Raw genomic sequence first — 26,960 nt, 5'->3', positions numbered from 1 at the left:
GCCGATACAATTCATACGCGAAACAAACTGCCCCTAAGTCACATAGGTTCCAGGTGCCGGGCAAATCGGCGGAAATTTGGGCGAACCCGGTGCGCGGGGGGGAATCATCTCGCCTGATTTTTCCGCAAGCCACGCCTGCCAATGCGGCCACCAGCTGCCCTCTTGCTGGTTTGCCGTATCCTTCCACGCATCCGGATCAAGCGACAGATCAGGGTTCAGCCAATGACCGTACTTCTTTTTCGCGGGCGGATTGACGATGCCTGCGATGTGGCCAGAGCCGGACAGGATAAAGGTCTTGTCGTCCGATCCCATCTTTTGCACCCCGCGAAAGCAGCTTTTCCACGCGGCGATGTGGTCCGTTTCGCAAGCAATCGCGCAGATTGGCTGGGTGATCTGCCCGATCTGCACCGTCGCGCCGGCAACGTCGAACCCGTCGCTCGCGAACTTATCGTCCTGACATAGACCGCGTAGATATTGCTGCGCCATCTTGCCCGGCAGGTTCGTCGCGTCGCCGTTCCAATACAGCAGATCAAAGGCAGGCGGAGCCTTGCCCAGCATGTAGCTTTTGATCGCAGGCCCATAAATCAGGTCGTTGGACCGCAAAAAGCTAAAGGTCCGCGACATGTAGTATTTGTCCAAGATCCCCGTCTTGGCGACCTCAAGCTCAATCCCATTCATAAAGTCTTCGTCCAAGAAAACTCCGACCTCTCCGCGATCGGAGAAGTCGGTCAGCGCGGTGAACAAGGTGGCCGATTTGACCGAAGCATCACCGCGCTGCGCCAGCAAGGCCAGCGTCAGCGACAAGGTCGTACCCGCGATACAGTAGCCGATGGCATTGATCTGCGGCACATCGCAGATCGCCTTGACCGTGCTGATCGCCTGCAAGAACCCGTCCTGGATATAATCGGTCATCGAAGTGTCGGCATAGCTGGGGTCCGGGTTCACCCAAGACACCACGAACAGCGTATGCCCCTGATCGACAATCCATTTGATCAAAGAGTTTTCGGGCTTCAAATCAAGGATATAGTATTTGTTGATCCAAGGCGGAAAGATCACCAGCGGTGTTTCATACACGGTCTTGGTGGTCGGCGTGTACTGGATCAACTCGAACAGATGGTTACGAAATACGACCTCTCCCGGCGTAGTCGCCAGGTTTTCGCCAACGGTAAAGGCGTCCTTGTCCGCCAGCGTGACCACCAGATCACCGTTGTTCGCCTCTAGGTCGCGAACAAGGTTTTCCAGCCCTTTGACAAGGGATTCGCCCTCCGTCTCGACCGCAAGGCTCAGCGCCTCGGGATTTGTGGCCAAAAAGTTGGTGGGGCTGAACAGATCGACGATCTGCTGGCCGAAATAGCGCAGGCGCCTCTTTTCGGCAGGGTCCAGCGTTTCGACATCGTCAATCGCCTGCGTAATCGCCTCGGCGTTGATCATGTACTGCTGTTTGACGAAATTGAAAAAGGGATTGGTGCGCCACAGCTCGTGGGAAAAGCGGCGATCTGGCGGGGTCTTATCCTCTGGCGCGGCGATATGGCCCTGCGCCAGCAGCGCCTGCGCCTCAACGAAATGGGTCACGGATTTTGACCAGAACGACAGCTGATGTTCGATCAGCTTCGCCGGGTTGTTGACCATCTCGGTCCAATAGGCACCTGCGGCTTTGGCATAAAGCTCTTTGCTTGGCCCTTGCAGCGCGGTCGGCACCTGCCGCCCTTTGGACAACGCTGCAACCAGACGTTGTGTCAAAGCATCAACACGCGCCAAATTCTTTTCTAAATTGTCAAGTTCTTTACGGCTCGTTTCACCTTCATGAATATCAATAGTTGTCATATCACTCCCCCCGGCCTACCTTCGCAGCTGCAGCATTCATTGCGCGACCACATCAGGAACGTTCCAACATGAAGTATATGATGACCTACGACATGATGGAAAGCATGCGTAACACGAACCAATGGCTTGGGTCGACTGCGCGGGCTTTTGCCAGCTACCCCGCCATGGCGATGACGGCCAATCCGTTTATGGATTGGCTTGGCGCTTGGGGCGAAGTCACCGAACGTGCCTTCAGCCGTATGGTCGTGAAACCTGACTGGAACATTCCATCGCAAACCGCCGCTGACGGCACGGACCATATCGTTCATATTGAAACGGTGTTGGAAAAGTCATTTGGCAACCTGATCCACTTCAAGGTTGGCGGCCGCGAGCCTAAGAAACGCCGCGTGCTGCTGGTTGCCCCCATGTCGGGTCACTATGCGACGCTGGTGAAAAAGACCGTGATTTCCCTGCTGCCCGATTGCGACGTATATACCACCGATTGGCACAATGCGCGCGACATCCCTGTCAGCTCCGGCAAATTCGATATCGAAGATTACACGCTCTACCTTGTTGATTTCATGAAAGAGCTTGGCGCCGACCTGCACGTCATCGCCGTCTGCCAGCCTGCGCCGCTGACCATGGCCGCCGTCGCCTATTTGGCCGCCGAAGACCCCAGCGCACAGCCACGGTCGATGACCTTGATTGGCGGTCCAATCGACCCTGATGCCAACCCGACATCGGTCACAGAATTTGGCCATTCCGTCAGCATGGGCCAGTTGGAACAGCTGATGATCCAGCAGGTTGGATTTAAATTCAAAGGGGTGGGCCGCAAGGTTTATCCGGGCCTGTTGCAGCTGTCCTCCTTCATCTCGATGAACCGCGAAGCGCATACAAACGCCTTCCGCGACCAGATCATCGCGACGGCCAAGGGCGAAGCGTCAGAGCATGACAAGCACAATGAATTCTACGACGAATACCTTGCTGTCATGGATATGCCTGCCGAATTTTATCTGTCCACAGTCGAACGCGTGTTTAAAAACCGCGATATCGCCCGCAATGATTTCACGGTTGCTGGCAAAAAGGTCGATATCGGCGCAATCACCACGGTCGCTGTGAAGGTGGTCGAGGGTGAAAAAGACGATATCTCGGCGCCTGGCCAATGCCTTGCCGCGCTCGCCCTGATGACAGGCCTGCCCGACAGCAAAAAAGCCGCTCACCTAGAGCCGGGCGCAGGTCACTTTGGCATCTTTGCTGGCGGCAAGTGGCGCAAAAACATTCGCCCACTGGTGCTGCAGTTCATCGACGACAACGCTGATGCGCCGCAAACTGCGAAACCAGCCAAGGCCAAGGCGAGCAATGTCACGGCAATGCCAGCCAAGACCGCTGCGAAGTAAACGCACTGAAGTTATCAATCAGCCCCGCCCGATGAAAATCGGCGGGGCTTTTTGCTGCCCTATCGCAACACAAGCGGTTGCCGCATCCAATCGCGCATGACGGCCAATGTTGCCTCTGGCTGTTCCAGCATCGGCAGATGGCCAGCGCCTTCGATGACTTCCAGCCGCGAATAGGGAATCATTTCCGCCATAAATTCGTGGCGGCGCACAGGGTAAATCGTGTCTTCGGCCCCGCAGATCACCATCGCGGGCTGGCGAATCTGGCGCAGGGTCGCGGATTGATCGCGGCGGCGCTGCATGGCGCGGGCCTGCGTGACGTAGTGCTCTGGCCCCATCGCCCAAGCCATATCGGTCACGCATTCCATCGCCGTGCGGCGGTGCGGGCCTTCGGCAAAACAGGCGGCGGGCATTTCCTGCGCGACGACGTCCTTGAACCGCCCAGCGCGGGCGGCGACGATCAGCGGCTCTCTCGCGGCAGAGGTTTGCGGCGTTTCGGGCTGCGACGTGCAATTCATCAGCGCAATGCGCAACACCCGCGTCGGTGCGCGGCGGATGACCTCTAGCGCGACAGAGCCGCCCATGCCCGCCCCCAGCAGCGCAAAGCGTGCGGGAGCCCAGTCCAGAATGCGGCTTGCGATATCTTCGATCCGGTCGCCCCCGGTGGTCGGCATGATGCAGGTCGCATGGTCGACCGACATGGCGGCCGTCAGCGGGGCAAAAACGCGGGCGTCACACAGCATTGGCGGAATCATCACCAGCGGTTCGCGCGTCATATCTTTGCCCTGCCCTTGCGTGTTTTTTCCGTCATCGCACCGGGGGCAAGGCGGTGCAACCCTTAGCGGCGGGGGCTAGCGGTGGCTTGCCACATGCTTTGCCAGCGGGCGATAAATCAGCCACAGACCCAGCCCGCCAACCACAAAGATCGCCGCTGGCACCAAGGTCAGCGCCGTGCGCAGCGCGTTCAGCGCCTGATCGCTTTGCGCCGTAACACCCGCCGTTGACGCCTGCCAGCCCGCCGCCTGCAACATCAGGCCCAGCGCCAGCGGTGCCAGTGCGTTGGCGACCTTTTGCCCGAACAGCCACACGGCGCTGAACGCGCCTTCAATCGCGGCCCCTTGCTGGGCGCGGGTGACGTCCATCAGATCGGGATACATCGCCCAAGGGATCTGCTGATAGGCCCCGTTTGCCGCCCCCGCTGCCAAGAACAGCAAGGCCATCGCGGTCACGCCGCTGGCTGGCAAGCACAGCCAAACGCCGATCAGAACAACGACATACAGCATCAGGCCCAGCATCAGCGCCGTGATCTTGCCCCACCGCGCACTGGCCCAAACCCACGGAAATTGCGACAGGATTGACCCTAGGATGAACATCGCAAACAAGGTCGAAAAGATGCCCAGCGCGCCCGTCAACGCCGACAGCGGCCCCGGCGCATCGGTCATCAAATATAGCGCTGCCAATTGCAGCCCTGCCGCGATCAAGGCGACACCCAAGGTCAGCACGCCGTAAAGCGCGACGAGTATCGCAAAGGGGCGATTGCCAAGGACCAGTCGCAGCACGGCAGTGAACCCCGCGCTGGCGGGTGCCGTGATTTGCGGCGCGCGCCGCGTCGCCAACAACATCCACCAGATCGTCAGCACCACAACAGGGGCCACGATCAGAACCGCCCGCGCGTATCCGGCCTGCGTATTGCCCGCCAAGGCCGGCACCAGCGCCCCCGCTGTCAGCAACCCAAGCGATGCAAAGCTCATCCGGTAGGCCATCATCGCAGAGCGTTCGGCCGGGTCTTGCGTCATTTCCCCCGCCATTGCGCCATAGGGGATTGCAACAAAGGTAAACCCGACAGAGGCCAAGCCGAAAAACAGCGTGACCCATAAGGCATTGCTTTGCCAAGGCAGCCCCGCAGGCACCGCGAACATCAACACGATGGAGGTCGCCAAGATGACCGCACCGACGGCGATCCACGGGGCGCGGCGGCCCCAGCGGCTTTGGCTGCGATCAGACAGATAGCCGACGATCGGATCAGTCACGACATCGAAGGCCAGCACCGCAAAGGTGACAAGGCCCGCGACCGCTGGTGGCACGCCCAGATGCGTCGTCAGAAACGTGAAAACCAGCAGCTGCTTGACCACGACAAAGACGTTCACGCCCATGTCTGCTAAGCCCCAGCCCGCCATTTGCCCGCGTGTTAGTGCCATATGCCACCCCTTGTTCCAGCGGACGCTAGTGGCGGCGTGGCCTAATCCAAAGCAAGACGTTGCGGCAGATCAGTCAGCGGCGCGGTCCAACAGTTGCGTCACCGCAGCTGTTATCATGTCCAGACAGTCTGGGTCGGAAAAACGGTGGTCTGCGCCTTTGACCAAAGTCAGCCGCACATCGTCCCCCGTGACATGATCCATCAGCCGCAGCGCGACGCTAACATCCACGTCCAGATCGGCTGTCCCCTGCAGAAACCGCACCGGGAACGGCAGGTCCAGCGGGCTGCGCAAGACCAGTTGATCGCGGCCATCCTCGATCAGGCGACGGGTGATGATGTAAGGATCGCCATACTCTGACGGCAGCGCGATCTGGCCGTCGGCCAACAGGGCTTCGCGCTGGCTGGCGTCAAAGCTGGCCCACATGCTGTCCTCGGTGAAATCAGGGGCTGCGGCGATCGTGACCAGCCCCGCGATCCGTTCCGGCATCGCCCTTGCGCAAAGCAGGGAAATCCAGCCGCCCATGCTGGAGCCGACCAGCACCAGCGGCCCCTTGATCATGTCCAGCGCCGCGCGGGCATCCGCGAACCAATCGCCGATGGCCCCGTCGGTAAAAGCTTCGCTGCTTTCGCCGTGGCCGGAATAGTCGAACCGCAAGAACGCGCGGCCTTGTGCCTGCGCCCATGCCTCTAGGTGCACAGCCTTGGTGCCGCCCATGTCGGATTTGAACCCGCCCAGAAACACAATCGTCGGCCCCTGCCCGGGCGTGTGGCGATAAGCGATCTGCCGCCCCTGCGGTGTTTTCAACATGTTAGGCATCGGCCTGCACCTCTTTCAATCCTGCGGCCAGTCCCGCCGCACCCCAACACATCACGGCGAACAGGGCAATGACAAGGGGCACCGACGCCGCCCCCACGGCCGCGAACAGACCGCCCGCGACCAGCAGAACCAGCCCGACGATGGTGTTCGACAGCGCGGTATAGGGCGCGCGGTCGCCTTCATCCGCCATGTCGACCAGATGCGTGGACCGGCCGATCCTGACGCCTTGGTAGGCGATCATCAGGCCAAACAGCGCCACGGGGATCACGCCCGGCACGGCTATCCACCCTACCTGCGTCAGCGCGACAACCGCCGACAGCACCGCCCCGCCCGCGATCCCCGCATACATCAACACCTTGCGCGACGACTGGTCTGACAAGCGCCCCCAAACATAGCTCGACACCAGCGCCGCAGTGGCCGAGGCAAGGACCAGCGCCCCAAGTTGGTTCAGCGCGCTATCAGGGCGCAGCAGCAGGAAATACGGCGGCGCAAGCGCGGTGCCGACCAACAGGCTGCGCACTGCGATAAAACGCAACAGCTGTGGATCGGTGCGCAACAGACGGAACTGGCGCAACCCGATGCCACTTGCATCCTCTGGCTGGGAACGCGGCTCTTTGAGCCCCGCCATCACCGCCGCGGCAATCAGCCAGACCGCCGTCGCCAGCAGCAGCGCAGCGATCACGATGACCGCGCGATCGCCAAGGTCCAGCAGCAGTACCAGTGCAAAGGCGATGACACCGACAGCGGCAGCAGAGCTGGCAAAGCCTGTGGCCGTGCCCCGCCGGGACTTGCCCACGGTTTTGCCCAGCACGTCCTTATAGCTGGCCGAACAGACCGACCGCGCCAGCGCGAGCACGCCCAGCAGCGTGACGATCACCGCCCCGGCCACTGCGCCTTGCAGCGTGAGCCCCGCCACCGCGATCCCGCCAGCGCAGAGGCCCTGCACCGCCGATCCGCCCGCCCAGAACCATTTGCGATAGGGCGAGGCCGCAATATAGGGCGTCGTAAAAAGCTGCGGCAGCAACGCGCCGCTTTCGCGCACGGGCACCAGCAGGCCAACCCAGAACGATCCCGCCCCCAAATGTGTCAGCAGCCACGACAGCACCAGCTTGGGGTCGATCAACCCGTCCGCCAGCTTGCTGCCCGACAGCGCCGCGATATGACGCAGAAAATTGCCCGGCTCGGCCTGCTGCGCGTCCTTGTCCAAACCACCGCTGGCACCTGCATCCCGCGTTACGCGGTTAAAGACGGTTTTGGCAAAATCTTGCGGCATGACGCTTCCCTGCTTTGGCGCCGCAAACTTAACCGCAAACCGCGCACACGCCAGCCTCTTGACCCCGCGCGCACCAAACGGCATCTAAGCGCCACACATATCCCGCAACCGGGCGTTCCGTGGGCGCCAAACCGATGAGGAGCCAGCATAATGGCCCAGATCACCCTTACTTTTCCCGATGGCAATGCGCGCAGCTATGATGCTGGCGTCACCGCTGGCGATGTCGCGGCGGATATTTCGTCGTCCCTGCGCAAAAAGGCGATTTCCGCGACTGTGAACGGTCAGCACTATGACCTGCAGTGGCCCATTGACGCCGACAGCTCTATCGCCATCAACACAATGAAAGACGCTGTTCCCGCGCTGGAACTGGTACGCCATGACCTGGCCCACATCATGGCCCGCGCCGTGCAGGAAATCTGGCCTGACACGCAGGTCACCATCGGCCCGGTGATCAAGGATGGCTGGTATTACGACTTTGACCGCAAGGAGCCCTTCACACCAGAAGACCTTGCGACCATCGAGAAAAAGATGAAGGAAATCATCAACAAGCGTGATGATGTGCGCACGGAAATCTGGGACCGCCCCAAGGCGATCCAGTATTACCAAGACCGCGGCGAACCTTATAAGGTCGAGCTGATCGAGAGCATTCCCGGCGACGAGCCGCTGCGCATGTATTGGCACGGCGACTGGCAGGACCTGTGCCGCGGCCCGCACCTGCAGAACACCGGCCAAGTCCCCGGCGACTGCTTTAAGCTGATGTCCATCGCCGGTGCCTATTGGCGCGGCGACAGTGACCGCGCCATGCTGCAACGCATCTACGGCACCGCCTTCACCAACAAAGAGGACCTGAAGGCCCACCTGCACATGCTAGAGGAAGCCGCAAAGCGCGACCACCGCAAGCTGGGTCGCGAGATGGACCTGTATCACATGCAGGAAGAGGCCCCCGGTCAGGTGTTCTGGCACCCGAACGGCTGGACGATCTACACCGAACTGCAGGACTACATGCGCCGCAAGCAGCGCGCTGACGGCTACGTCGAGGTCAACACCCCGCAGGTCGTGAACCGCGTGCTGTGGGAAAAATCCGGCCACTGGGACAACTATCAGGACCACATGTTCATCGTCGAAGTCGACGAGGATCACGCCCGCGAAAAGACAGTCAATGCGCTTAAGCCGATGAACTGCCCTTGCCACGTGCAGATCTTTAACCAAGGCCTGAAATCCTACCGCGACCTACCGCTGCGCATGGCCGAATTCGGATCGTGCAACCGCTACGAGCCGTCGGGCGCGCTGCACGGCATCATGCGCGTGCGCGGCTTTACGCAGGACGACGCCCACATTTTTTGCACCGACGACCAGATCGTGGCGGAAACCGAAAAGTTCATCAAACTGCTCGCCTCGGTCTACGCCGACCTTGGGTTTACGAACTGGACGATCAAACTGTCCACCCGCCCTGAAAAGCGGATCGGCAGCGACGAAAGCTGGGACCGGGTCGAGGCTGCGCTGGGCGACGCCTGCAAGGCCGCTGGCTACGGGTTTGAACTGCTGCCCGGCGAAGGTGCATTCTATGGCCCCAAGCTGGAATTCACGCTGACCGACGCAATTGGCCGTGAATGGCAGTGCGGCACATTGCAGGTCGACCCCAACTTGCCCGAACGTCTGGACGCCAACTATGTCGCCGCCGACGGCGACAAGCATCGCCCTGTGATGCTGCACCGCGCCGTGCTGGGCAGCTTTGAACGTTTCATCGGCATCTTGATCGAGGAACACGCCGGCAAGCTGCCATTCTGGCTGGCCCCACGTCAGGTTGTCGTGGCCACCATCGTGTCCGACGCCGACGACTATGCCATGGAAGTCGTCGCGGCCCTGCGCGCCAAAGGCATCCGCGCCGAGGCGGACACTCGTAACGAGAAGATCAACTACAAGGTCCGCGAACACTCTGTCGGCAAGGTGCCGATCATTCTGGCGCTGGGCGGCCGCGAGGTTGAAGAGCGCACCGCCTCTGTCCGCCGCTTGGGCGAACAGCAGACGAAAGTCATGGCGCTGGACGAGATCGTGGCAGAGCTGGCGTTGTCCGCGACCGCGCCGGACCTGCGCTAAACACTTGGGCGGCCTGCCGAAAGGTGGGCCGCCTTACAGATGCGCGGCTTGCGCGTCTGCCTTCCAGCCAATTGTCCAAACATCGCCGTTCTGGATCACCGGACGCTTCATCAGCGTCGGATACAGGGTCAGCAGACTGGCCACAGGCTGCGCCTTCTCCCCCTCCTCTAAGTTTCGCCAAGTGGTTGACGATTTGTTAATCGCTGCATCACCGAACTGACCGATGATCGCCGCGCGGTCAGCGTCCGTCAGCCCGTCGGCACGCACGTCGATGATCTGCGGATCATGGCCCGCGTCCCGCAACGCTTTGATCGCTTTTTTGCAGGTATCGCAGGATTTGAGGCTAAAAACCTTCATAGTGGGTAACACCTTATGGCTTTGACAAAACAAGACTGACGCGCGTGACATTTGACATAGCACGAGAATAATCAAGAGCCACTTGCCGCGCGGCCTGCCAAGAGCGCAAGGGCTCAATTCGCACGATAAAGCCCGCTCCGGCGGATGCCGTGCGGGCTTTAAAGCACTCTGAAAACTGGCTAATCGTAAACAACGGGTGGTGATTTGCGCTAGGTTGGCAGACCATCCCAAACTCGACGGTTTAAAACCGGAGCTGGGTGCGCATCATCACATTACCAAGACAGCAAACGCGTCCAGCGGTGCAAAATATTTGCTTTCGTCTTCTGTGGCGGTGCCGCCAACCGGTCGGCTTGCTGAGACAGACGGTCCAGAATAGCCATCTGGATTTCTGGAAAACTAGAAGTTGCGGTCGAACATTTTGTAGCGTGCATTTTGACCCCCAAGGCGTTTGTCATTTCTAAGGCAAAATTATCGGATACGGGCAAAGCGCACTATGGGAACACGGGGCAAGATTTCCCCGAAAAGTGTTAATTTCCTGAAAAATCGTTTTATATCAGCGCTCAAACACGCCAAGGCATGGTTCGGACGTAGCGTCATTAACCAGATATCGTTGCACAATTAAGGCTATTTTTTGCCTCAAACGATCCAAGTCCAGCACGCGTGCGCAGCCAAATTCCCCTGCCAGAATCGTCTCGATTCGACCAATTCCGGACAACTTAAAGGGGTTACACATCTGCGCCACAGGTCGCATGCCGGAAATTCCCGGCATGCGACATTAGCAAAGCGCAGTTCAAACGAGTGTCGTCGACGATAGCACCGACCAAACGTCAGGCGATCAAGAGGATCGAAGCGCTGAGATTACGCCAAGACGCCCTGAAACTCCCGCCATTCGCCCTTGCTCATGCCAGAGGTCTCTTGCGTGACCTCCTCGCCCTTCAGCATGCGCTGCAGACAGGCCAGTCCCTTGGCGGACAGCACGGCCCCGCCCAGACGGTAGTCGGCAAAGGCACCGTAAGCGGCGGGGACCCAGTCGGCGACGATGTTGCAAATCACGTCGGCATAGACCCGAATTTCGTATTGGGCGTGGGCGTCGGCGCGCAGGCGCAAAAAGTGGAACAGGTTGTGCAAGTCCACCTTCCAGTACCACTGGGTATAGATGTTCGCGGGCAGGTTCATGCGGGCAAGCTCGCGGGCAAGGCCCTGCTTTGGGGTGCCGTCGGGACCTTCTTCGGCGATCATTTCCGCATAGTGATCATAGGTTTGCGCGGCGTCCCCCTTAAGGATGTCCAGCACCCGCGCGGATTCATCGGGTGTCAGGCTGGCGCCCCTACCCTGATTGTTGATGGTGCTTTGCGCCGCCAATTGGGACGGATCAGGCATGTAGAATTCACGATCAAGAATCGAATACCGCGCAGAATATTCGTTCACATTCGCCGTCCGGTGACGGATCCACTGCCGCGCGACAAAGACGGGCAGTTTGACGTGCAGCTTAATCTCGCACATCTCGAACGGTGTGCTGTGCCAATGCCGCATCAAATAGCGGATCAGCCCTTCGTCGTTCTGCACGGATTTGGTGCCTTTGCCGTATGACACACGGGCGGCCTGACAGATCGCGGCATCGTCGCCCATATAGTCGATCAGCCGGACAAAACCGTGATCCAGCACGGGGTGCGCTGTGTACAAATGCTTTTCCGCGCCGTCGGACACGGCCCGCAACGTCTGGCGGGGGCTGGCGCGCAGGGCATCGATTTCGGCCTGTTGGTCCGGGGTCACGGGCATGGGGATCGTCCTTTTATCGCGAATCGCTGCACTTTAGGCGGGGCGTGGCAAAACCTCCATAAGTGGTGAACAAACCGGCGGCGATATGGCGGCGCGCATTGACTCAGCGCTGTCAGCCCCGGACAGTAAAGTTCAAATTAAAGCCATTCCAAAGGACGATTCCATGATCCGTTTAACTCTCGCAAGCTCGCTGCTTGCACTGCTTGCAGCCTGCGGCGATGGTCAGCCCTTGTTCGACGAGAACGGCACTGACCCGACGGATACCACAGATACGACGGATCCGACGGATACCGATGGCGATGGCGGCGATATCGACACCGACGGTGCAACACCGCCCCTGCCCGGCACCGATGCGCCATCGCCCGACAACGGAATTTTCCGTTACGAGGATCGTAACGACAAAGGCGGCGGTTTGGTGACGGATGTGTCATACGACGCGGCTAACGATACCTTTACGGTCGACAACCTCGGCTTTGACGGCGCGAACACCTATCAGCGTGTTGATGCACCGCTGAACACCTTGGGTGTGACGCGGGTTTTTGCCGCTGACGAAGTGGTAGAAGATACCCTAACCGGCAAGCCCGTTGAGCAAATCATCCCTTATCGCGCACTCTACGGCGTCAGCGACAATCAGGTCGACGGCGAGCCGCGCACAAGCTTTGCCATCGTGCGTACCGGCGGCTACCGGGAATATGGCTTTGGCGGCTATGTTTACGAACGCAATGGCGGCGTTGTGATCCCAACCGAAGGTCAGGCGACATTTTCTGGCCAGTATGCCGGATTGCGCGTATTTGATAACGCCACTGGTCTGGAATATACCACTGGCAACATGTCGATGGACTTCGACTTTGACGATTTCAACGCGAATGATGCCGTCAAAGGTCAGATCACAGATCGGCGCGCAATCAATCAAGATGGCACCGCCGTCGCGTTGCGTACAGCCGACGGCCAGCTGCTGCTGCCGAACATCAACTGGGTCATCCAAGAAGGTTCACCGTCATTGAATGAGAATGGTGAAATCACCAGCGAAGTCGTCAACACGCGGCTCAACGACAGCGGCGCGCCTGAGACTTACGAATCAGGGACATTTTACGGCGTCTTGGCAGGCGATGCCACACGCGGCGACGGCGGAGAGATTGTCGGCATCATCACGATCGAATCGACGGACCCGCGCTACGAGGGTATCACTGCTCAGGAAACAGGCGGAGCGATCCTTTACCGATGATCACTCTGAAATCCATCGCCGCTGCGGCCGTGATATTGATGGCTGCGCCGGTGATGGGCGTGGCGCAAACGAGTTCGGACGAGGCCGTCAGCATGACGGCCGACGACATGCGTGTCCTTGCGCAGCAACTGCTGAACGCCGGGCGGCCATCGGACGCGGCGCAGATCCTAAATGCGCTTTTGACACGCGACGCGCGCGACCCCGCCGCCCTGATACTTGGCGCGCAGGCTGCCTTGGATCAAGGGCAGCCGGCACAGGCGACAGGTCTGGCGCAGCGCGGATACCGCGCTGCTGGTGACGACACCTCGCGCTATGTTGCAGCGCGGCTTGCGGCGCGGGCCCATGCGAGCCAAGGGCACGACACGCGCGCCCAGTTCTGGCTGCGCCGCGCCCGGCAGGCCGCGCCATCTGCGTCCGGCGCGCAGTCGGTTGCGCAAGACTACGCATTTTTGCGCAATCGTAATCCGCTGTCGTTCAACCTAGAATTCGGCGCGTCCCCGTCGAATAACATCAATAACGGCTCTCGCTCTGACACCGCGACGATCGGCCCCTTCGTGACCGTGCTGAGCGAGTCCGCCAAGCCGCTGTCCGGCGTCCAATTCGATGCTGCCGTGTCCGCGCGTTATCGCGCGCTTGAAACAGAGCGTGCGCAATTGTCCCTTGGATTTGATTTGCGCACCACTACCTATGCCCTGGGTCAGTCGGCCAAGGACGCCTTGCAGCGCGATATCGACGCAAGCTTTACCGACCCCAGCGACCTGCCCCGCAGCGGTAGCGATTTTTCCTATACAGAGGCGTCATTCAGCCTCATTCAAAAACGGATTTTGAAGGCCGGCGCGCGTCCGACGACAGTCACGTTACAGGTCGGAAAATCGTGGTATGGCGGCGAGCCATATCAGCGGTTCATTGCCCCGTCCATTTCGCATACCTTTCGTCTAAGCCAGACGGATCAGGTGCGTCTGGATGGATTTGGACGTAAAAATCAGTCAGCGCGCGGGGACCGGACAGACGCTTTCGGCAGCCCAATCGTTGATCCGGACATCTTGAATTACGGCGCTGGTATCAATTATTCGACCCTGCAGCCCTCTGGCAATCTTGTCAGCCTTGGCGTTGCGCGCCGTATCAGCAGTTCCGACAGCGCCGAAAATGATTTTACGGCGTGGCGGGTCAGCGCAGGACTTGATCTGGCTAAGCCGATCATGGACGTGAAATTCGGCTTTGGCCTACAGCTGGAAGAACGCAACTACGGCGAATCCATTTATGTCGACGGAACCCGGCGCGATCGCAGCGTGAACGCACAGGTGGCGGCGCAGTTTGACAACGTCGAATACTATGGTTTCAGCCCGGTCGTAACCTTGGGCGTTGGCCGCACCTTCTCTGCGGCAGAGCGGTTTGACACGGAATATGCCACCGTCGGAATGGATCTGCGCTCTGCGTTCTGATTGCGACTTGGCGGCGGCGACCTGCATGCTAGGTCTGGGCGCAGATACACCTCGATAAAGGAATGACAGCAATGTCCTTGAAATATCTGCACACCATGGTCCGCGTGAAAGACCTGGAAAAGACGATGGCGTTCTTTAACCTGCTGGGTCTGAAAGAAACCAAGCGCCGCGACGACGAAGGCGGTCGCTTTTCGCTGATTTTCATGGCGGCCGAGGGTGACGAGGATTGCCCGGTCGAGCTGACGTATAACTGGGACGGCGACGATGCGCTGCCGTCTGACAGCCGCCACTTTGGCCACCTCGCCTATGAAACCGACGACATTTACGCGCTGTGCCAGCACCTGATGGACAACGGCATCACGATCAACCGCCCGCCGCGCGACGGCAACATGGCGTTTGTGCGCTCTCCCGATAACATCTCGGTCGAGCTGCTGCAAAAAGGCGATGCATTGGCCCCGGCTGAACCTTGGGCGAGCATGCAAAACACCGGTCACTGGTAAGTCATGGCGCGGGCTGGCAGGTCTGAAGGCGGTGGCGCATTCGGCGTCGTTGTCACAGGCCTGCCAGCCCAAGCTGATATTTCTTATCACAGGGGCAGCGATATTCACCGCGCAGGGATCGCCCTAGCGGGCGTTATCACTGCCCTTTTGCTGACTGCCCCGGCAGCGAATGCCGCTTGCCGTCAGGCTCTGGCGCTGGGGCTTGATATCTCAGGCTCGGTCGATACGCGCGAATATGATCTACAACGGCAGGGACTGGCGCAGGCCTTGGGCACCGATGACGTCGCCCGCGCCATCCTGCAACAGTCCAGCGCACCCATCCGGCTGACCGTGTTTGAATGGAGCGGTCCAACCGCCCAGACTGTCATTCTGCCGTGGACGACAATTGCGAATGCCGATGACCTGACCGCAGCCCGGCAACGCATCCGGGCCGCCCCGCGCAGTATTCAGGACCAGACCACCGCACTTGGCTCTGCCCTGCTGACGGGATTTGCCATGCTGGACATGCAGGCAGATTGCTGGACCCGTACGCTGGATCTGTCCGGCGACGGCATTGCAAATACCGGGCCGCGTCCACAAGACATCCCCGCCAGCCGCACGCCGCAGGGTGTGACTGTGAATGGATTGACCATCGCACCAAACCAACACCCCGGCCAAGACGACAGCATTGCGGATATCACAGAACTATCCGCGTATTTCCGCGCCTACGTCATTCGCGGACCCGGCGCTTTTGTCGAAACGGCGCTTGGCTTTGAAAACTACGCCGCCGCGATGGAACGCAAACTGCTACGAGAGCTGCAAAGCCTCGCGCTGTCGGATGCCCGTCAATAGATATAGCGGATCTGTTCGGTCCAATACCGTTCCACCCGGCGCAGCGATCCTGTGATATCTTCGATCCCTTGCTGATCCACGACCCCGCGCGACAGCAATCCTTCGGCATGGGTCGCAAATAGGGTCGACACAATCTGCCGGATTTCCCGCCCTTTTTGGGTCAGGCGCACACGCACAGATCGTCGGTCAATTTCGGACCGTTCGTGGTGCATATAGCCGTTATCGACGAGCTTTTTGAGGTTATAGCTGACATTGCTGCCTTGGTAATAGCCTCGGGATTTCAATTCCCCTGCCGTCACCTCGTTTTCGCCGACGTTGAACAGCAGCAGCGCCTGCACAGGGTTGATTTCCAGCACCCCCATCCGTTCAAATTCGTCCTTGATCACGTCCAGCAGCAAGCGGTGCAGGCGTTCAACCAACAAAAGCGAATCCAGATAGGTCGCCATAAAGGCCGCGTTGGCCGGTGACATCGTGCTGTCATCGGTTTTCGTGTTCAGTTTGGCGTGCAAGGTCATTGCAGTCTCCGTTCCAGCTGTCTGAAACGGAGCCTGCACCAAATTATCAAAAATTTCGTTAAGTTGCGTGCGGTCGTGTCAACCCAGTTGCACCAGCTGAAATTTCGCTAACCAGCGGCGCAAATCTGTCAGGCGCTCCGCTTTGGCCGCTGACCCAGTGATAAATGTCCAGATCGCTTTCATCCAACAACGCCTCGTACAAGGCCAGCTGGTCCGCGTCATAGCCGCGTAGCGCGCGGCTGGCGAAATCGGACAGGATCAGGTCCATTTCCTTGATGCCGCGGCGCATGGACCGCATGATCAGGCGCTTGCGCGCAATTTCAACAGTCTCGGTCATTTGTCGTCCTTTAGCTTTTCACGCAGCCGCTTTTCTAGCCGCGCCAGCCGGTCCGCGCTAGCAGCCATCGACAGGCGCAAATCGCGCAGTTCAGCCAGCAAGGCGCGGGCATCCGTATCTGCCGGCGTGTCATCGCTCGGCGGCAGTAGACCGTCGCCCTGCCCTGTCAGTAGCCATGTCAGGCTGACGCCCAGCATACCTGCCAGCATTTGCAGCCTGTTGGCGCGGGGTTCTTTTACGTCCTGTTCCCACCCTGCAAGGGTGGACACCTTGACGCCCAGCCGGGTGGCCAAACCGTCAACGGTTAAATCTGCAGCTTCGCGCGCCGCTGTCAGGCGGTCGCCAAAGGTTGCTGCTTCGTCGCTGTACCAATCTGAATCGGGCATATAAACCTTCTGATCGCTTGCGTGAACTTAGGTCATCATCCTATGACACAGACAACGCCACTTGACCACAGGATGCCCCTGATGACCTTTCTGTCTGCGACCCTAGACCGCGTCAAACCATCCCCCACTATCGCCGTCACCACCCGCGCTGCAGAACTAAAGGCGCAGGGCCGCGATATCATCGGCCTTGGCGCAGGAGAGCCGGATTTCGACACGCCCGCCAACATCAAGGCCGCCGCGACGCAGGCGATCAAAGACGGCAAGACGAAATACACCGCTGTCGATGGCATTCCAGAGCTAAAGCAGGCGATCTGCGCCAAGTTCAAGCGCGACAACAACCTGTCCTATGCCCCCGCGCAGGTCAGCGTCGGGACAGGCGGCAAACAGGTGCTGTATAACGCCTTTATGGCGACGCTGAACCCCGGCGACGAAGTCATCATCCCCGCCCCCTATTGGGTCAGCTATCCCGATATGGTTTTGCTGGGCGGTGGCACGCCTGTGTTTATCGAAGGCGAAATGTCGCGCGGCTACAAAATCACCGCAGACCAGCTAGAGGCCGCGATCACCCCGCGCACCAAGTGGTTCCTGTTCAACTCGCCGTCCAACCCGACTGGCGCAGGCTATAGCTGGGACGAGCTAAAGGCCCTGACCGACGTGCTGCTCAAGCATCCCCATGTCTGGGTGATGACGGATGATATGTATGAACATCTGGCTTACGGCGCTTTCACCTTTTGCACCCCAGCAGAGGTCGAGCCGGGCCTGTATGACCGCACCCTGACGGTCAACGGCGTCAGCAAAGCCTATGCCATGACCGGCTGGCGCATCGGCTATGCCGCCGGGCCAGAAGCCTTGATCAAAGCGATGCGCAAGGTGCAGTCGCAGTCCACGTCCAACCCCTGCACCATCAGCCAATGGGCCGCGGTCGAGGCGCTGAACGGCACCCAAGAGTTCCTGAAGCCCAACAACGACATGTTCATTCGCCGCCGCGATCTGGTGGTTGATGCGCTGAACGCGTGCGAGGGCATCACCTGCCCCCGGCCAGAGGGTGCGTTTTATGTCTATCCGTCCATCAAGGACTGCATCGGCAAGACCAGCGCTGGTGGCACCTTGATCGACACGGACGAGGCGTTTGCCACCGCGTTGCTGGACGAAACCGGCGTGGCTGTCGTCTTTGGCGCGGCCTTTGGCCTGTCCCCGCATTTCCGCGTCAGCTATGCCACCGCCGATAGCGCGCTGGCGGATGCCTGCGGGCGGATCAAGACGTTCTGCGCGGGCCTCACCTGATGATGGCCGCCGCCTGCGGGCTTGATCGCCCCGGGCGGTCCGCTATCGTGACGCAAAAAGGGGCAACCGTGCATGGGCGCTGATCTTCCAGACTATTACTTTCGGATTCGTGAAAACGGGGCCGCCGTGTTCCGCGTGGACACGGAAAACCGTCAGCGCCGGATCGAGATGGACCAGATCGCCGTCGTCAATGTCCGCAACGGAGAGGTGAAGCCGCAAGGCGACCGCAGCCTGACCGATGCGGATATCGAAGCCATTCAAGAGTGGCTCAACAACCGTGTCGCCCTACTGGCCCAGCGCGATATCGACGATATCCACCGGGCTGTCGATTACCTGAACATCACGACGCAATGGGTGCAGGCCAAAGCCTCTGACGACCAGCTAGAGGATGTCACCGACGCCCTGCTGCTGGCGATGCACGACCTGCGCACCGTTCTGATACGCAAAAAGGCGGACCGCATGTTGGCGGAAGATGAAAAGAAATCAGGCGACGATTAAGCCTTGCGGCGCTGCATCAGCTGCCGCGCGACGCGGTACAGATAGGTGACGGCGATAGCGGCAAGGATCAGGTTTGTGACTGGGTTCAGGTAATCCACCACACGGTCATATTGCGACTGCAACAGATATCCCGCAGCAATCAGCGCCAGATTCCACAGCGCACTGCCTGCGGTTGTGTACAGCATGAAACGGGGCAACGACATTTCTGCCAGACCCGCAGGCACAGAAATCATCGTGCGCACGCCCGGGATCATCCGCCCGAAAAAGGTGGCCCCCTTGTCGTGACGGTCGAACCACTCGATTGCGTTTTGCACGTCGTCCTGGCTCAGCGTCAGCCAGATACCGTATTTGCCGATGAACCGCTGCAACCGCGCACGGCCAAGGCGGCGGCCCACCTCGTACCACAGCCACGCGCCCAGCACGGTGCCGATGGTGCCCCAGACAAACACCGCCAGCAGCGATACGCTGCCCTGCGCCGCGTTAAAGCCTGCCAGCGGCATGACCAGTTCCGACGGAATCGGCGGAAACACGTTTTCCAAAAACATCACGATACCGACGCCAAAAGCGCCCATCGTGTCGATCAGGTTGGTGATGAAATCAAACATGCAACTCAACACACCCTAAGGGGTAGCGGTTCCACTGGTCATCGGATGCTTGAACCGCCTGCGCCAGAACCGCGACGTCAGCGCCACGGCTGCAAACGCCAGACCGACAACAAGCCCCAGCCACAACCCCTGCGGCCCCCAGCCCAGCGTAAAGGCCAGCAAGTATCCCGTCGGAATACCGATGACCCAATAGCTGACAGCCGCAATGATCATCGGTATTGCAGTATCTTGGATACCGCGCAGCAGGCCCAGCGCCATAACCTGCGCCGCATCGACCAGCTGAAACAACGCCGCAAAGGCCAGAAGGCTGACGCCAAGGGTAATGACTTCGGCCCGCACAGGCGAATCCGCATCCACAAAGATCGCGATCAGCGGCTCTGGCACAGTCAAAAAGACGGCAATCGTCAGGGCCACGAAAATGCCCGACAGCGTGGTCACGGCAATCCCGCCGCGCCGCAGCGCTGTTTCGTCCGAGCGGCCAACAGCGCGCCCGGCCCGCACCGTGGCAGCTTGGCTTAGCCCGATGTGCACCATGAAGGTCAGGCTGGTGATTTGAAGGGCAATACCATGGGACGCCAGCGGGATCTCTCCGATCCAGCCCATCATGATGGCAGAGGCGGTGAACAGCCCGCCCTCGGCCAATGACGTCAGGCCAATCGGCACCCCAAGGCGGAACACGCGGCCCATGATCTGCGGGTCAGGCCGCAGCGGATTGCGCATCAATTGATAGTCGGGCAAGCGGCGCAGGACGTAGGCCCCCAGCACAAGAACGGTGGCGACTTGCATGGTGACAGAGGCAATGGCCGCGCCTTGAATCCCCAGCTCTGGCGCACCAAAGTTGCCGAAGATCAGCACATAGTTCAGCCCGATATTCAGCACGGCCGCAACCACCGTCGACCACAGGATCATCGCGGTCATTTCCAGCGCGACAAGGAAGGATTTGAGCACCATGACGATCAGCGCCGGGATCATGCCCAGCGCGATGATCCAGAGGTAATCCGCCCCCTCTGCCGCGACAGCAGGTGTTTGCCCCATGGCCAGCAAGATCGGCTCTGCCACAAAAAACGGGATCATAACGATCACGCCGTAGATGATGGACAGCCACACCGCCATGCGGGTGGCGCGCCGGGCGGTTGTGATATCCCCCGCCTCTGCCGCAGAGGCGACCACAGGCGTCACCGCCTGCGCAAAGCCCGCGCCCACGATGAAGATCACGAAATAAAGGCTACTTGCCAGCGTCGCCGCAGCCAGAGCCGTCACGTTGTACCACCCCAGCATCAGCGTATCAGTCATGTGGATCGCAAATTGCGCCACGTTCGACAGCGTCAGCGGCAGCGCGAGTTTCAGCGCGGCGCGGATGTGTTGCGGGTAGGTGTGGGCGGGTTGATCCATGGGGACTCGATTAGGCGTGTTTCGGGCGTTGGTCCAGCGCTGTGCGTGCGATGGAGGCTGTGGGCGCGGTGAAGGTATGGGGGGCCAGCCCCCCACCGCCTGCGGCGGCCCCCCGAGGTATTTTTGACCAGAAGAACGGGGGACGTGCGGCTAGGACTTCAAGACGTCGCGCCAGCTATGTTTGGGGGCAAAGCCGAGCATGCGTTTGGCTTTATCGTTGGCATAGAAGGTTTCGTTTTCGCCCATTTGCCGTGTTTTTGGCACGCCTTGATAAAAACGCGCGATTACCTCGTCAGAGGTCAGGTCCACGCTGAGGTCGTCGTTGGAGACGTTAAAAACCTCGTAGCCCAGACCGTCCGTGGCGAGGCAGCGTTCCACCATCTGCGCCAGATCGCGGGCGTCGATATAGGCAAAGATATTGCGGCGGCGCTTTTCGGGGTGCGCCATGAAGTCGGGGAAATTTTCCTCATATTCATGGGGTTCGATGACGTTGTTAATGCGCAGCCCATAGATGTCGGTGCCGGAGCGCGCCTGAAAACTGCGGGCCGTCGCCTCGTTCACGACCTTGGACATCGCGTAGCTATCCTGCGGCACGGTGGGGTGGTCTTCGTCGATGGGGATATAGGCGGGCTTCACCTCTCCATCATGGAAACACACGCCGTAGGTTGTTTCAGAGCTGGCAAAGATGATCTTAGGCACGCCCGCCTTCACGGCGGCGTCGATCACGTTGTAGGTCGACATGGTGTTGATGCGAAACGTTTCGTTGTCCGGGACGATCATGATGCGCGGCACGGCGGCAAAGTGGACGACGGCGTCATAGCGCGGCACGCCGGTGCCGGGGTCGAGTTCGTCGAAATCCGCATAGGCCTGCATCGCGCTGGCGACTTGCCCTGCATCCGCCAGGTCGACCCGCAGGCTGCGGCCATCGGCGGGGGCGTCCAGGTCAATGTTGGTGACAAGGTGGCCCAGATCACGCAGATGCTTGACCGCATATTGCCCGGCCTTGCCGCTGCCGCCGGTGAAAAAGATACGCATGGGGGTCATCCTTCTTACAATTCTCTGATCGGGGTGCCGGCCTGATAGGCGCGGATCGCCTCGACCGTTTGGGTATAGAACAGGCGAAACGTCGCCTCTGTGGTGTAGCCAAGGTGGGGCGTCAGCAGCAACTGGCCAGAGGCGATAAGGTCCGCGTCGCGCAGGGGGTCGTCCAGCGGCAGGGGTTCCACGTCAAACACGTCAAGCCCAGCCATCGCAGGTTTGCCAGCGCGCAGGCCGTCTAGCAAGGCCCCGGTGTCGACCAGCGCCCCGCGCGAGGTATTAATGAACACCTGTCCCTGTTGAGCAGCCGCAAAAGCCGCCGCATCCACAAGGCCCCTGCTGCGATCCGATAACACCATATGGACAGAGGCAACATCGGCCCGCGCCATCAGATCGGTCAGGCTCTCTGCACGTGCGACGCCAAGTTCAGTGCAACGCGCCTGCGCCAAGTTCGGCGACCAAGCGACGATATCCATCCCCAGCGCCCGGCCAATCACCGCCATCTGCGCACCGATATTGCCCAGCCCGATCAATCCCAGCGTCAGCCCCGCCACATCGCGGCCAAGGCCGCTTTGCCAGCCGCCTGACGACAGGTTTGCGACCTCTGGCAAGAGGCGGCGGTTCAGGGCGAGCATCATGAGCGTGGTCAGCTCTGACGTCGTCGTCTTGCGGCTTTGGGTGCCGCAGACGGTAATTCCGGCGGCGCCGGCCGCGGGCAGATCAATGCTGGCGTTACGCGGGCCGCTGGTCACGATCAGGCGCAGGTTTGGCAGTTGTGCGATCAGGTCCGCGCCCATGGGCGTGCGTTCGCGCATCAGGCAGATCACATCGAAGGGCCGTAGGCGGCCCACCAGATCGGTGCCCGTAATGGTATCCTGAAACACCGTCACATCGCCCAACTCGGGCCAGTCCGCCAGACGAGGTGACGCTAGGGCATAATCATCTAAAACCGCGATCTTCATTGTTTCCCCTCCGCCAGTCCGCTCTACCTAGCGTAGTAATCCGGCATGGCCAACGCAGCCGGACCATAAGTGGAGGAGAAACCATGAAACGTATACTGCCCATGGCCTTGATGAGCCTTGCCGCATTGCCAGCCGCCGCCGAAAACCGGATCGACGTGATCCGCCCAGACGCCCCCGCGCTTGCCGCATATGGCGACTACAAGGTCGGCGTTCAGACCATGACATTTACCAACATGGGTCAGGTCGATGTCGCCCAGACGCAAGCCGATGGTGATATCCCGACCTATGACCGCCCCCTGACGGTTGAAATCTGGTATCCCGCCGCCGCCGACACGGCCGCTGGTGGCAGCTATCAGGCGATGATGCGCGATGGCACCGACGTGACCTTGCAGGGCCAAGCCGTGCGCGACGCCGCCGCCCTGACCGGAGAGACGTTTCCGCTGGTTATCATCAGCCACGGCTATCCAGGCAACCGCTGGCTGTTGGGCCATTTGGGTGAAAACCTCGCGTCCAAGGGCTATGTCGTCGCCAGCATCGACCATACCGACAGCAACTATGACGACATGGGGAATTTCGGCTCTACCCTGTATAACCGCCCATGGGACCAGAAATTCGTGATCGACAGCATGGAATCGCTGGACGGTGATCTGGGCGCAATCACCGACGCCAGCAATACAGCCGTCGTCGGCTATTCGATGGGCGGCTACGGCGCGCTGATTTTGGCGGGCGCTGGCCTGACAGAGGCGATCACGTCATCCGACTACGCCCCGCCGCAGGGCCTGCTGGAACGCAATGTCATGGGCAGCGACACCCATGCGGAACTTGAAGACGACCGGATCAAGGCGTTTGCGGCCTTTGGACCTTGGGGTAACAACCGCGGGTTCTGGGATGCGGACGGTTTGGCGGGCATCGACAAGCCGCTGCTCCTGATTGCAGGCAGCGTTGACGATGTGTCCGAATATGACGCGATCCGCGGTATCTTTGACGGGGCGGTGAACAGCGACCGCCACCTGCTGACCTATCTGAACGCCAACCACAACGCCGGTGCACCGATGCCATCGCCCCAGGAAGGCTATGCCATTAACGAAACCCTCGGCTGGGCGCCGTTCGAACACTATGGCGACGCGGTCTGGGACAACGTGCGCATGAACAACATCGCGCAGCACTTTGTCACCGCTTGGGTCGACCAGAACCTGAAGGGCGCTGATATGTCCGAATATTTCGACCTGACCCCAAACGCCGCTGACGGCGTCTGGGCTGTGGATGACGCAGGCGCGCCGACGCAAGACAACACCTATTGGACCGGTTTTGCCAACCGCACCGCCGTTGGCCTGACCTTTGAATCCAAGCCTGCCGGGGAATAACCGCGCCTTGGGGCGGGGCGAGGCATTGCCCCGCCCCGCCCCGCCTGCCAATATGTGCCAAACCGTGAAAAGAGCAGCGCATATGTCCGATCTCCTGTCCGGGGGCTCCCCCGATTCTTATAATGCCTCGTCCATTCAGGTGCTGGAGGACATGGAACACGTCCGCCTGCGCCCCGGTATGTATATCGGCGGCAAGGACGACCGCGCCCTGCACCACATGGTGGCAGAGATCATCGACAACTCTATGGACGAGGCCGTCGCCGGCCACGCCACCTGGATTGAGGTCGAGCTGCACGCCAACGGCCACGTCACCGTGCGCGATAACGGCCGCGGTATCCCAATCGGGCCGCACCCCAAGGATCCCACCAAATCCGCGCTGGAAATCGTGTTCTGCACGCTGAACGCGGGCGGCAAGTTTTCCGGCGACAGCTATTCGACATCCGGCGGTCTGCACGGTGTGGGCTCGTCCGTTGTGAACGCCCTGTCCGACCACCTGCGGGTCGAAGTCGCGCAGAACAAAGAGCTGTTCGCGATGGAGTTTTCGCGCGGCGTCCCGCAGGGCAAGCTGGAAAAGATCGGCGCGGCCCCCAACCGGCGCGGCACATCGGTCACATTCCACCCGGACGCTGATATTTTTGGCCCGCTGCAACTGAAACCCGGCCGCCTGTTCAAAATGGCGCGGTCCAAGGCCTACTTGTTCAGCGGTGTCGAAATCCGCTGGAAGACAGACATCGACGACGGCGAAACGCCCACCACCGCGACGTTCAAATTCCCCGGCGGCCTGTCCGATTACCTGAATGAAACGCTGGGCGGGTCCACCACCTATTCCGACACCCCCTTTGCGGGCAACGTCAGCTTTACCGAAAAGTTCGGCGTGCCGGGCAAGGTGGAATGGGCGATCAATTGGACCCCCGCCCGCGACGGCTTTATCCAGTCCTATTGTAACACCGTCCCCACGCCAGAGGGCGGCACCCACGAAGCCGGCTTTTGGTCTGCGATCCTGAAGGGCATCAAGGCCTACGGCGATCTGACCAACAACCGCAAAGCGGGCAATATCACCCGCGAGGACCTGACCGCTGGCGGCTGTGCGCTGGTGTCCTGCTTTATCCGCGAGCCTGAATTCGTCGGCCAGACCAAGGACCGCCTTGCCACCGTTGACGCGCAGCGCATGGTGGACGCCGCTGTGCGCGACCACTTTGACAACTGGCTGGCGGCGGACACGAAATCAGCCGGCGCGATCCTTGATTTCCTAGTCCTGCGGGCCGAAGAACGCATGCGCCGCAAGCAGGAAAAGGAAACCGCCCGCAAGACGGCGACCAAGAAACTGCGCCTGCCCGGCAAGCTGACCGACTGCAGCAACAAGACCCGCGAAGGCACAGAGCTGTTCATCGTCGAGGGCGACTCGGCTGGCGGGTCCGGCAAGGGCGCGCGCGATCGCAAGACGCAGGCGCTGCTGCCGCTGAAGGGTAAGATCCTGAACGTGCTGGGCGCTGCGTCCAACAAGCTGACCACAAACGCCGAGATTTCGGACCTGTGCGAAGCGCTTGGCGTTGGCATGGGCACGCGGTTCAATCTGGACGATCTGCGCTATGACAAGATCATCATCATGACCGACGCCGACGTCGACGGCGCGCATATCGCATCCTTGCTGATGACATTCTTCTTTACCCAGATGCGCCCGCTGATCGACGCGGGCCACCTGTATCTGGCCTGCCCGCCGCTGTACCGCCTGACCCAAGGCGCGAAACGCATCTATGTCTCTGACGAAGCAGAGAAAAACAAGATGCTGGAAAAGGGCCTAGGCGGTAAGGGCAAGATCGACCTGCAACGCTTTAAGGGTCTAGGCGAAATGGACGCCGCCGACCTGAAATCCACCACCATGGACCCCGCCACCCGCAAACTGATCCGCGTCACCGTGGCCGACATAGAGCCCGGAGAGACCGCCGATCTGGTCGAGCGCCTGATGGGCAAAAAGCCGGAATTGCGCTTTGCCTATATTCAGGAGAATGCGCGGTTTGTGGAGGAGTTGGATGTTTGAGTGATAAAGTTGAATGAAACCTAAATCACAAAGATTTTCACTTTTCGACAGGATAGTTCACGAGACAACTCGCGGCTTTAAAGAGCTATTGAAGGAGGGGCACGATCAGGTCACTTTATCAAAAAACATCCAAGACCTTGAGCTAAAGAGCTTAAAAGATCTGCTTAAGGTTGGTGCCTTTTATCTTGCGCTATCTTTCTCCATGATGAGCTCAGGGCCGTCCAAAATCATCTCAATACCCACGCCGATTGGTAAGCTTGACTTACCTCTATCAATTTCAATTTTTATCGCATCCGCCGCACTTGCTGGAATTTGTCTTGGGCTTATTAAGTTCGCAGTACTAACAACAACAAAAAGTATAATAGCTCACAAAGTACAATCGAAGAGCCGCTTCATTGCTGGCCGATCTGTTGCTCAGGGCGATGAGAACTCCGATATTACGTCACCGCTAAGAGTTGGAACTTTCATCAAACTACAGACTGGCGACACAATTGGAGTATTTGGAATTTATGGATTTATCTTTACTTTATCAATTCTGCCATTAGTCTTTTCGTTGCCGACAATTATATCAGCAATATTCCTAGGAATATATCAGATCGACGGCATAAACTTAGAAAGCGCGGTAATCATATCGTCCTCCCTACTTCTATTCTCTTCCTTAGTTTACCTAATTCTATTCTTCACTCCACTAGATATAAAGCCGGATAGATATAAAATTAGGTATGGCCTTCTTTATCAGATAGGAAAAGATGAAAAAGGGCTTCACCCCAGATCATTTCAATGGGCAAGAGAAGACAACCCCCAGAAATAACAGGGTCTCAGTCAC

At 59.7% G+C, this 26,960-nt stretch carries 25 protein-coding genes; 11 read left to right on the top strand and 14 right to left on the bottom strand.

Annotation, left to right across the window (positions count from 1 at the left end; all coding sequences use genetic code 11):
- Positions 1–33: 33 nt before the first annotated feature.
- Positions 34–1,824: a PHA/PHB synthase family protein gene (locus KBW81_RS04325; RefSeq protein WP_254248469.1), complete on the bottom strand. Its 1,791-nt coding sequence runs from the start codon at positions 1,822–1,824 to the stop codon at positions 34–36.
- A 68-nt stretch (positions 1,825–1,892) separates the two neighbouring features.
- Here KBW81_RS04325 and phaZ point away from each other — a divergent pair, with 68 nt between their 5' ends.
- On the top strand, positions 1,893–3,200 hold the full coding sequence (gene phaZ / locus KBW81_RS04320; RefSeq protein ID WP_254248468.1) for a polyhydroxyalkanoate depolymerase: 1,308 nt from the start codon (positions 1,893–1,895) through the stop codon (positions 3,198–3,200).
- 59 nt (positions 3,201–3,259) lie between these two features.
- Here phaZ and KBW81_RS04315 read toward each other — a convergent pair whose 3' ends face one another.
- From KBW81_RS04315 to KBW81_RS04300, 4 genes are all read right to left on the bottom strand, one after another.
- Positions 3,260–3,973, bottom strand: coding sequence for an alpha/beta fold hydrolase (locus tag KBW81_RS04315; RefSeq protein ID WP_254248467.1), 714 nt, complete (start codon positions 3,971–3,973; stop codon positions 3,260–3,262).
- A 75-nt stretch (positions 3,974–4,048) separates the two neighbouring features.
- A complete protein-coding gene (locus KBW81_RS04310) occupies positions 4,049–5,395 on the bottom strand; it encodes an MFS transporter (protein WP_254248466.1) in 1,347 nt (448 codons plus the stop codon).
- 69 nt (positions 5,396–5,464) lie between these two features.
- Positions 5,465–6,211: an alpha/beta hydrolase gene (locus KBW81_RS04305; RefSeq protein ID WP_254248465.1), complete on the bottom strand. Its 747-nt coding sequence runs from the start codon at positions 6,209–6,211 to the stop codon at positions 5,465–5,467.
- Entirely contained in the window at positions 6,204–7,484 is a 1,281-nt protein-coding gene (locus KBW81_RS04300; protein ID WP_254248464.1) for an MFS transporter, read from the bottom strand. Before KBW81_RS04300 ends, KBW81_RS04305 begins: the two co-directional genes overlap by 8 nt.
- Before the next feature lie 150 nt (positions 7,485–7,634).
- Here KBW81_RS04300 and thrS point away from each other — a divergent pair, with 150 nt between their 5' ends.
- Entirely contained in the window at positions 7,635–9,581 is a 1,947-nt protein-coding gene (gene thrS, locus KBW81_RS04295) for a threonine--tRNA ligase (protein ID WP_090188100.1), read from the top strand.
- Between the two features lie 33 nt (positions 9,582–9,614).
- Here the strand turns inward: thrS and KBW81_RS04290 are convergent, their stop codons facing one another.
- A complete protein-coding gene (locus KBW81_RS04290) occupies positions 9,615–9,938 on the bottom strand; it encodes an arsenate reductase family protein (RefSeq protein WP_090188098.1) in 324 nt (107 codons plus the stop codon).
- Positions 9,939–10,796: 858 nt separating this feature from the next.
- Positions 10,797–11,717, bottom strand: a complete 921-nt coding sequence (thyX, locus tag KBW81_RS04285; protein ID WP_090188095.1) for an FAD-dependent thymidylate synthase — start codon at positions 11,715–11,717, stop codon at positions 10,797–10,799.
- A gap of 163 nt (positions 11,718–11,880) precedes the next feature.
- Between thyX and KBW81_RS04280 the strand changes: the two genes are divergently transcribed.
- From KBW81_RS04280 to KBW81_RS04265, 4 genes are all read left to right on the top strand, one after another.
- Positions 11,881–12,942: a hypothetical protein gene (locus tag KBW81_RS04280; RefSeq protein WP_254248463.1), complete on the top strand. Its 1,062-nt coding sequence runs from the start codon at positions 11,881–11,883 to the stop codon at positions 12,940–12,942.
- Complete coding sequence (locus tag KBW81_RS04275; protein WP_254248462.1) at positions 12,939–14,384, top strand: tetratricopeptide repeat protein; 1,446 nt, start codon at positions 12,939–12,941, stop codon at positions 14,382–14,384. The genes KBW81_RS04280 and KBW81_RS04275 overlap by 4 nt, the downstream gene beginning before the upstream one ends.
- Before the next feature lie 71 nt (positions 14,385–14,455).
- Positions 14,456–14,884, top strand: a complete 429-nt coding sequence (locus KBW81_RS04270; protein WP_090188088.1) for a VOC family protein — start codon at positions 14,456–14,458, stop codon at positions 14,882–14,884.
- 3 nt (positions 14,885–14,887) lie between these two features.
- On the top strand, positions 14,888–15,715 hold the full coding sequence (locus tag KBW81_RS04265) for a DUF1194 domain-containing protein (protein ID WP_254248461.1): 828 nt from the start codon (positions 14,888–14,890) through the stop codon (positions 15,713–15,715).
- On the opposite strand, the gene KBW81_RS04260 is transcribed toward KBW81_RS04265, so the two are convergent.
- The 3 genes from KBW81_RS04260 to KBW81_RS04250 form a co-directional block, all read right to left on the bottom strand.
- On the bottom strand, positions 15,709–16,185 hold the full coding sequence (locus KBW81_RS04260; protein WP_392338353.1) for a MarR family winged helix-turn-helix transcriptional regulator: 477 nt from the start codon (positions 16,183–16,185) through the stop codon (positions 15,709–15,711). The two genes, KBW81_RS04265 and KBW81_RS04260, sit on opposite strands and share 7 nt — an antisense overlap.
- A gap of 103 nt (positions 16,186–16,288) precedes the next feature.
- Positions 16,289–16,567, bottom strand: a complete 279-nt coding sequence (locus KBW81_RS04255; RefSeq protein WP_254248459.1) for a succinate dehydrogenase assembly factor 2 — start codon at positions 16,565–16,567, stop codon at positions 16,289–16,291.
- Positions 16,564–16,953, bottom strand: coding sequence for a helix-turn-helix domain-containing protein (locus KBW81_RS04250; protein WP_090188080.1), 390 nt, complete (start codon positions 16,951–16,953; stop codon positions 16,564–16,566). The genes KBW81_RS04255 and KBW81_RS04250 overlap by 4 nt, the downstream gene beginning before the upstream one ends.
- Before the next feature lie 81 nt (positions 16,954–17,034).
- Here KBW81_RS04250 and KBW81_RS04245 point away from each other — a divergent pair, with 81 nt between their 5' ends.
- Both KBW81_RS04245 and KBW81_RS04240 read left to right on the top strand, forming a co-directional pair.
- Positions 17,035–18,237, top strand: coding sequence for a pyridoxal phosphate-dependent aminotransferase (locus tag KBW81_RS04245; RefSeq protein WP_090188077.1), 1,203 nt, complete (start codon positions 17,035–17,037; stop codon positions 18,235–18,237).
- A 72-nt stretch (positions 18,238–18,309) separates the two neighbouring features.
- A complete protein-coding gene (locus KBW81_RS04240) occupies positions 18,310–18,735 on the top strand; it encodes a hypothetical protein (protein WP_090188074.1) in 426 nt (141 codons plus the stop codon).
- On the opposite strand, the gene KBW81_RS04235 is transcribed toward KBW81_RS04240, so the two are convergent.
- The 4 genes from KBW81_RS04235 to KBW81_RS04220 form a co-directional block, all read right to left on the bottom strand.
- The gene (locus KBW81_RS04235; protein WP_254248458.1) at positions 18,732–19,340 is read right to left on the bottom strand and encodes a DedA family protein; all 609 of its coding nucleotides are present in this window, start codon (positions 19,338–19,340) and stop codon (positions 18,732–18,734) included. The two genes, KBW81_RS04240 and KBW81_RS04235, sit on opposite strands and share 4 nt — an antisense overlap.
- Before the next feature lie 15 nt (positions 19,341–19,355).
- Positions 19,356–20,732, bottom strand: coding sequence for an MATE family efflux transporter (locus KBW81_RS04230; RefSeq protein WP_090188068.1), 1,377 nt, complete (start codon positions 20,730–20,732; stop codon positions 19,356–19,358).
- A gap of 150 nt (positions 20,733–20,882) precedes the next feature.
- A complete protein-coding gene (locus tag KBW81_RS04225) occupies positions 20,883–21,767 on the bottom strand; it encodes an NAD-dependent epimerase/dehydratase family protein (protein WP_254248457.1) in 885 nt (294 codons plus the stop codon).
- Between the two features lie 14 nt (positions 21,768–21,781).
- Positions 21,782–22,732, bottom strand: a complete 951-nt coding sequence (locus KBW81_RS04220; protein ID WP_254248456.1) for a D-2-hydroxyacid dehydrogenase family protein — start codon at positions 22,730–22,732, stop codon at positions 21,782–21,784.
- 83 nt (positions 22,733–22,815) lie between these two features.
- On the opposite strand from KBW81_RS04220, the gene KBW81_RS04215 reads away from it, so the two are divergent.
- The 3 genes from KBW81_RS04215 to KBW81_RS04205 all read left to right on the top strand — a co-directional run bounded on the left by KBW81_RS04215 (position 22,816) and on the right by KBW81_RS04205 (position 26,945).
- Positions 22,816–24,096 (top strand): alpha/beta hydrolase family protein, encoded by a 1,281-nt coding sequence (locus KBW81_RS04215; protein WP_254248455.1) that lies wholly within the window; start codon positions 22,816–22,818, stop codon positions 24,094–24,096.
- An 82-nt stretch (positions 24,097–24,178) separates the two neighbouring features.
- The gene (locus KBW81_RS04210; RefSeq protein WP_254248454.1) at positions 24,179–26,134 is read left to right on the top strand and encodes a DNA gyrase/topoisomerase IV subunit B; all 1,956 of its coding nucleotides are present in this window, start codon (positions 24,179–24,181) and stop codon (positions 26,132–26,134) included.
- A gap of 13 nt (positions 26,135–26,147) precedes the next feature.
- Entirely contained in the window at positions 26,148–26,945 is a 798-nt protein-coding gene (locus KBW81_RS04205; RefSeq protein WP_254248453.1) for a hypothetical protein, read from the top strand.
- Positions 26,946–26,960: the final 15 nt, after the last annotated feature.

The sequence above is a fragment of the Loktanella salsilacus genome, from assembly GCF_024206795.1.
Lineage (GTDB): Bacteria > Pseudomonadota > Alphaproteobacteria > Rhodobacterales > Rhodobacteraceae > Loktanella > Loktanella salsilacus.
The sequence above is the reverse complement of the archived record's forward strand: the minus strand, read 5'-3'. Positions and strand labels throughout refer to the sequence as shown.

What these genes read in the sequence shown, in the direction of transcription:
- thyX (WP_090188095.1), bottom strand. Translation starts at nt 11,717, where the DNA reads ATGCCCGTGACCCCGGACCAACAGGCCGAAATCGATGCCCTGCGCGCC.
- KBW81_RS04305 (WP_254248465.1), bottom strand. Translation starts at nt 6,211, where the DNA reads ATGCCTAACATGTTGAAAACACCGCAGGGGCGGCAGATCGCTTATCGC.
- KBW81_RS04240 (WP_090188074.1), top strand. Translation starts at nt 18,310, where the DNA reads ATGGGCGCTGATCTTCCAGACTATTACTTTCGGATTCGTGAAAACGGG.
- KBW81_RS04225 (WP_254248457.1), bottom strand. Translation starts at nt 21,767, where the DNA reads ATGCGTATCTTTTTCACCGGCGGCAGCGGCAAGGCCGGGCAATATGCG.
- KBW81_RS04300 (WP_254248464.1), bottom strand. Translation starts at nt 7,484, where the DNA reads ATGCCGCAAGATTTTGCCAAAACCGTCTTTAACCGCGTAACGCGGGAT.
- KBW81_RS04260 (WP_392338353.1), bottom strand. Translation starts at nt 16,185, where the DNA reads ATGTCACCGGCCAACGCGGCCTTTATGGCGACCTATCTGGATTCGCTT.
- phaZ (WP_254248468.1), top strand. Translation starts at nt 1,893, where the DNA reads ATGAAGTATATGATGACCTACGACATGATGGAAAGCATGCGTAACACG.
- KBW81_RS04235 (WP_254248458.1), bottom strand. Translation starts at nt 19,340, where the DNA reads ATGTTTGATTTCATCACCAACCTGATCGACACGATGGGCGCTTTTGGC.
- KBW81_RS04280 (WP_254248463.1), top strand. Translation starts at nt 11,881, where the DNA reads ATGATCCGTTTAACTCTCGCAAGCTCGCTGCTTGCACTGCTTGCAGCC.
- KBW81_RS04215 (WP_254248455.1), top strand. Translation starts at nt 22,816, where the DNA reads ATGAAACGTATACTGCCCATGGCCTTGATGAGCCTTGCCGCATTGCCA.
- KBW81_RS04270 (WP_090188088.1), top strand. Translation starts at nt 14,456, where the DNA reads ATGTCCTTGAAATATCTGCACACCATGGTCCGCGTGAAAGACCTGGAA.
- KBW81_RS04205 (WP_254248453.1), top strand. Translation starts at nt 26,148, where the DNA reads ATGAAACCTAAATCACAAAGATTTTCACTTTTCGACAGGATAGTTCAC.
- KBW81_RS04265 (WP_254248461.1), top strand. Translation starts at nt 14,888, where the DNA reads ATGGCGCGGGCTGGCAGGTCTGAAGGCGGTGGCGCATTCGGCGTCGTT.
- KBW81_RS04210 (WP_254248454.1), top strand. Translation starts at nt 24,179, where the DNA reads ATGTCCGATCTCCTGTCCGGGGGCTCCCCCGATTCTTATAATGCCTCG.
- KBW81_RS04290 (WP_090188098.1), bottom strand. Translation starts at nt 9,938, where the DNA reads ATGAAGGTTTTTAGCCTCAAATCCTGCGATACCTGCAAAAAAGCGATC.
- KBW81_RS04275 (WP_254248462.1), top strand. Translation starts at nt 12,939, where the DNA reads ATGATCACTCTGAAATCCATCGCCGCTGCGGCCGTGATATTGATGGCT.
- KBW81_RS04230 (WP_090188068.1), bottom strand. Translation starts at nt 20,732, where the DNA reads ATGGATCAACCCGCCCACACCTACCCGCAACACATCCGCGCCGCGCTG.
- KBW81_RS04245 (WP_090188077.1), top strand. Translation starts at nt 17,035, where the DNA reads ATGACCTTTCTGTCTGCGACCCTAGACCGCGTCAAACCATCCCCCACT.
- KBW81_RS04310 (WP_254248466.1), bottom strand. Translation starts at nt 5,395, where the DNA reads ATGGCACTAACACGCGGGCAAATGGCGGGCTGGGGCTTAGCAGACATG.
- KBW81_RS04250 (WP_090188080.1), bottom strand. Translation starts at nt 16,953, where the DNA reads ATGCCCGATTCAGATTGGTACAGCGACGAAGCAGCAACCTTTGGCGAC.
- KBW81_RS04255 (WP_254248459.1), bottom strand. Translation starts at nt 16,567, where the DNA reads ATGACCGAGACTGTTGAAATTGCGCGCAAGCGCCTGATCATGCGGTCC.
- KBW81_RS04315 (WP_254248467.1), bottom strand. Translation starts at nt 3,973, where the DNA reads ATGACGCGCGAACCGCTGGTGATGATTCCGCCAATGCTGTGTGACGCC.
- KBW81_RS04220 (WP_254248456.1), bottom strand. Translation starts at nt 22,732, where the DNA reads ATGAAGATCGCGGTTTTAGATGATTATGCCCTAGCGTCACCTCGTCTG.
- KBW81_RS04325 (WP_254248469.1), bottom strand. Translation starts at nt 1,824, where the DNA reads ATGACAACTATTGATATTCATGAAGGTGAAACGAGCCGTAAAGAACTT.
- thrS (WP_090188100.1), top strand. Translation starts at nt 7,635, where the DNA reads ATGGCCCAGATCACCCTTACTTTTCCCGATGGCAATGCGCGCAGCTAT.